Here is a 4,421-nt window from a genome sequence, read left to right as displayed (position 1 = left end):
CTCATTGCCAACCACCTTCCTATTTTATGTGAATCATCATAAAGAGAAAATTAACACACGATAATTTGAAGTTATCAACGGGTGAAGTTAATATTCACCAATTATTAAAGAAAACCAAACAAATAGAAAAGAAGTTTTTTGAAATGAGCATTCAGAATTCTCCCAAAATAGGTGATACACTATTTTTGCTACATAGAAAGGTATTAGTAATAAAGGTGTACACATTATTTGGATTTGTTATAGTACGCTATTTGGACGAAATGAAGGAATTTTGTGTGGATATTTGTGCCTTATCTCGAGAACCAGACTATACAAATTCAATTTCGTTAAAATTACTAAGGAGGAAATGCTGTGAGTAGCATCAAAAGTTTTATTGAAGGATATATGACTGGCAATGCATGGGAAGAATTATGCGTTCAGTGCTATCGTATTCGCTATCAAAAAGATAACTATACTGCAATTCCCGCTACCCAAGGGGGCGATGCTGGTATAGAAGGCTTTACAAATAAAGGTGTTGTTCATCAGTGTTACTGTCCAGAGCGATATTATTCTGATAATGAGCTATATGATCATCAACGTGACAAACTTTCTGCCGATATAGAAAAGTTAAAGAAAAACGCTAATAGACTTACGAAACTTGGAGTTCCGCCCGTTGTTGAGTGGCATTTTAACATTCCGGAATATAAAGATACTCGAATTCTTATGCATGCTGAAAACAAACGCCAAGAAGTACTTGCGGCCAAAAAAGAAAAACCATCTGAATATGCACACATCGCAGATGATTTTCAAATTATCATTAAAACTGCAGAAGATTTTGCACTGGAAATAAGTAGAATCATTCGTACTTCTTTATCAGATATGCGACTCAATTTAGCTATTGAACATTCGAGTGAGCCTAATTGGTCAAAATGTGATTCTGAAAAAGTTGCAAACATACGCAGAAAAATCAAGGCAATCATGCTTGTTGATGACGCTGATGAAGCTTTAAATAAAGTCGTCGGAATTTATGTCGACTGCTACATAAGTGGGTTGGAAATTCTGAATGATTTACGGGTACACTTTCCAGAGATATATGAGGAAATTTACCGGCTTGAACAAAGCTATAAGCGTGAAGTGTCAATTAAAACTCTCATGAATACGGACAAAACCATGAATCGTACTTTGTTTGATGCAATTCTTAATGAGTTTCATTCCAAACTAGAACGAGATTTTTCTTCTAGATTTACTGAAGCATCTATTGGCGAACTAAAACAAGATTTAATTGCAAGTTGGCTTGCAGACTGTTCAATGGAATTTAGGGGGTAAATAAATGAGAGAAACTCCGTTAGAATATACCGATATTGTTTTCAACGCAAAACCAGATGCAGTTCCGTACAATTACCGTATCAGCTATAAGGTCACTCAATTATGCTTAATTATGCGAATTTGCGGCCGTGGAGATGTTTGTTCACTTATAAAGCTTCACATGATTTCATTTGCCTTAATTTCTCAGGAGAACATGAGAAAGCTTGTTGAATTTGCGGACGGGATTGGTAGTGCACCGATTGTTCGTTTTGATCCATCGGTTAACCGTGCTCTAACATATGCAATAGGATATGGGTTAATTAAACGACAGCAGAATGCAAAATACAAACTAACTGACCGTGGCAAGCAACTTGCAGAACAGATAAAGGTCGTTGGAGATCTTATGGTAATCGAAATAGGTGATTTAAATTTGCTAGCGAAAAAGTTAACCGAAAGCAAAGTCGAAGAAATAGTTGATAGGTGGAGAATAAAAGATGCTGAGAATCAATAGACTACGAGTTGAAATTAACACCGTTAAAGGTGTATATGGAATCGACGAATCATTTAAAGATGGATTAAACTTTATAGCAAGCCTTGAAAACACTTGCGGAAAGAGCTCAATTCTTGCTGCTATTTATTATTGTCTTGGTTTTGAGCAAATCCTTGGTGGTGCTGGTGGAATTGGAAGCAAAGTTCTCACATCTGCATTTAAAACCGCCATTGAGGATAAGGGAGAGACCTTAACGGTAACTGAGTCTGGAGCTTATCTTGAAATCAGCAATGGAATTGAAACTCGAACAATTTACAGAAATATTAAATCAGAAAGTAAAGACAATCACCTCGTAACTGTTTATTATGGAAATTATGACTCAATAAGTAATAATAAGACATCATCTGAAGATTACTATGTCAATATCCAGAATTCTGCAACAAGTGAAAAGGGATTCCATACTTTTCTTGAGGAGTTCCTTCACATGGAACTTCCTTTAGTTCGTACATCGGATGGTAATGAGCGAAAATTATATCTTCAGATGATTTTCGCCTCTATGTTTATTGAGCAAAAACATGGCTGGTCAGATATTCTTTCTGGTATGCCAGTATTCGGAATCCGTGAATCTAAGAAGCGAATTGTAGAGTATATATTGGGATTGGATACATTGAAAAACGAAAAGGAAAGAGACCGCCTTAATGCAGTAAAAACTCAGCTGGAACACAAATGGGAGCAGTTGATTTCTGATTTTGAAAAAGCTGTTCACTCAGAATCATGTGAAATTTCAAATCTCCCAATTCATCCACGAGTTTTATCAGACATTGATTATTCAAGAATAGTTGTTTCGGTTATAGGGGCATCCTCTATTGACGAGGAAATACAATCTCTAAGTGATGAGTATAATGGGTTGCGTCAATTAAAACCCCTTGTGCGTGATAATTTTGATGCTCTTAACACTGAACTGTCAGAAACACAAACACAAATACTTGCTTTTGAAAGTCGATTACATGAAATAAATAGAGACTTAGCAAGTTACGACGAAGCAATTAAGCGGCTAAATGCAGATTTGGCACTGGTAAACTCAGATATCCGTAATAATAATGATGCTGCACGCCTTCAAAAATTCGGTTCTGAAGCAACAGGAGGAGACATTTCAGCAGATATATGTCCCGTTTGCAAACAACATATTCAAGACAATTTGCTTGATGCAGAAGCTATAAGCGGCTTCATGAGCATCGAAGATAACATAAGACATCTTAAGGAGCAAAAAAAGATGCTGGAATTCACATTAGGATGTCGCAAAGAATCACGCGAAAAACTCAGCAGAGAGAAAGACGATCTCGAAGTACGGCTTCAAATGCTACGACGATTAGCACATACACTTCGTTCGGATTTGTTTACAACCACAGACGCAGAAGCCTCAGAGGCAATTATGCTTAAGCGGATAGAGATTAGTAACCGCATCGAACGATTGTCAAAATTGAAAAATACCATTGTCTCCTTAACTGAACAATTAAAAGAATTATCTAAAGAGTGGAATATATATCTTGACCAGAAGAACAAGCTTCCGAAAAAGGATATCTCAGAGTCAGATGTTGAAAAAATTGCCCTCTTGAAGAAGCAATTTATTGAAAATCTAAAGCGGTATCACTACAGCAGTTTGTCAAGCTTTGACGGAATTGATATTTCCATTAATTCATCGCTTCTGCCCACTATTGATGGATTTGATATGAAATTTGATTCATCTGCTAGCGATGGTATTCGTGTAATCTGGGCTTTCACAATGGCGCTGTTACAGGTTTCTATTGAGAAAGATGGTAATCATCCTGGTGTTATCATTTTTGATGAACCTGCGCAGCAAAGCATTGTGCCGGAGGATATGAAAAGCTTTATTGAGACGGTCGTAGAAATCAAAAAGCCATTCCAAATCATTACTGCTATTACATTAAACAGCCAGGAACTCGTTAGTATTATCAATAGTCTTGATGAGTCACGCTGCCATAAAATTCAAATTGAAGGAAAGGCATTTAAATATCTATAAAAATTTACATATAAAAAATATGAATTTAGTGTTTCTTTACTCTGACCGCTGATACCTCACCGCCTTTTCAAAATTAATGATACCATTGATCCGCTTAACCTCATCCGTACACATTGCACGAAGCTTGATCATTGTATCATCGTCAATGTCATGCACAGCCGCAAGCATATGTGTAATCGCACCAAGTTCGACAGCAACCTTAAATAAGGCACGGGACAGTCTCTGTTCCGTGCCTTTTACAATCCCCTCCGTAAGCGTTGCAAGCTGCGGAGCAAGATAATCCACAAGCTCGGGCTTGTTCTGTAAAAGGTAACCGCAGTAAAATCTGATTGCCTTTTCCATAAACTCCGTGCGAGACGAGCAGTTGTCCGACTTGTATAAAATATCGACCGTTTTCATCGTTTCGGGAAATACATACAGCGGAAACTTGATTTTTTCTGCTGTGACACCATCGTTTTCCTCTGCAATATCGGCATTTTTCTTTGCATTTTGCACTTTTGACTCCATGATTTTCGGAAACCTCCTTTTTTGACTCCATTTTATCAGAACTTGTAAAACTTCGCAAAATCGGCGAGCTTTGCTCGTCCGATGTGAATGTTTTGGCGG

Annotated in this window: 4 protein-coding genes; 3 read left to right on the top strand and 1 reads right to left on the bottom strand. The window is 37.3% G+C overall.

The window, feature by feature from the left end; translation table 11 throughout:
• The first annotated feature begins 351 nt into the window (after positions 1-351).
• From AB5123_RS13930 to AB5123_RS13920, 3 genes are read left to right on the top strand one after another with little or no spacing between them, the layout of a single operon-like run.
• Positions 352-1,305, top strand: a complete 954-nt coding sequence (locus AB5123_RS13930) for a hypothetical protein (protein WP_368364966.1) — start codon at positions 352-354, stop codon at positions 1,303-1,305.
• 4 nt (positions 1,306-1,309) lie between these two features.
• Positions 1,310-1,795 (top strand): hypothetical protein, encoded by a 486-nt coding sequence (locus AB5123_RS13925; RefSeq protein ID WP_368364965.1) that lies wholly within the window; start codon positions 1,310-1,312, stop codon positions 1,793-1,795.
• Positions 1,779-3,815, top strand: a complete 2,037-nt coding sequence (locus AB5123_RS13920) for a coiled-coil domain-containing protein (RefSeq protein WP_368364964.1) — start codon at positions 1,779-1,781, stop codon at positions 3,813-3,815. Before AB5123_RS13925 ends, AB5123_RS13920 begins: the two co-directional genes overlap by 17 nt.
• Before the next feature lie 36 nt (positions 3,816-3,851).
• Here AB5123_RS13920 and AB5123_RS13915 read toward each other — a convergent pair whose 3' ends face one another.
• Positions 3,852-4,322 (bottom strand): hypothetical protein, encoded by a 471-nt coding sequence (locus tag AB5123_RS13915; protein ID WP_278946318.1) that lies wholly within the window; start codon positions 4,320-4,322, stop codon positions 3,852-3,854.
• Positions 4,323-4,421: the final 99 nt, after the last annotated feature.

This window comes from Ruminococcus sp. RTP21204st1_B2_RTP21204_210225 (assembly GCF_040914135.1).
Taxonomy (GTDB): Bacteria; Bacillota; Clostridia; order Oscillospirales; family Ruminococcaceae; genus Hominimerdicola; species Hominimerdicola aceti.
Note: the sequence above shows the minus strand (reverse complement) of the source record. Positions and strands in the feature narration are given on the sequence as shown.

Bases quoted from the DNA above. Each gene is read 5' to 3' on its own strand.
- AB5123_RS13925 (WP_368364965.1), top strand. From the start codon at position 1,310: ATGAGAGAAACTCCGTTAGAATATACCGATATTGTTTTCAACGCAAAA.
- AB5123_RS13920 (WP_368364964.1), top strand. From the start codon at position 1,779: ATGCTGAGAATCAATAGACTACGAGTTGAAATTAACACCGTTAAAGGT.
- AB5123_RS13915 (WP_278946318.1), bottom strand. From the start codon at position 4,322: ATGGAGTCAAAAGTGCAAAATGCAAAGAAAAATGCCGATATTGCAGAG.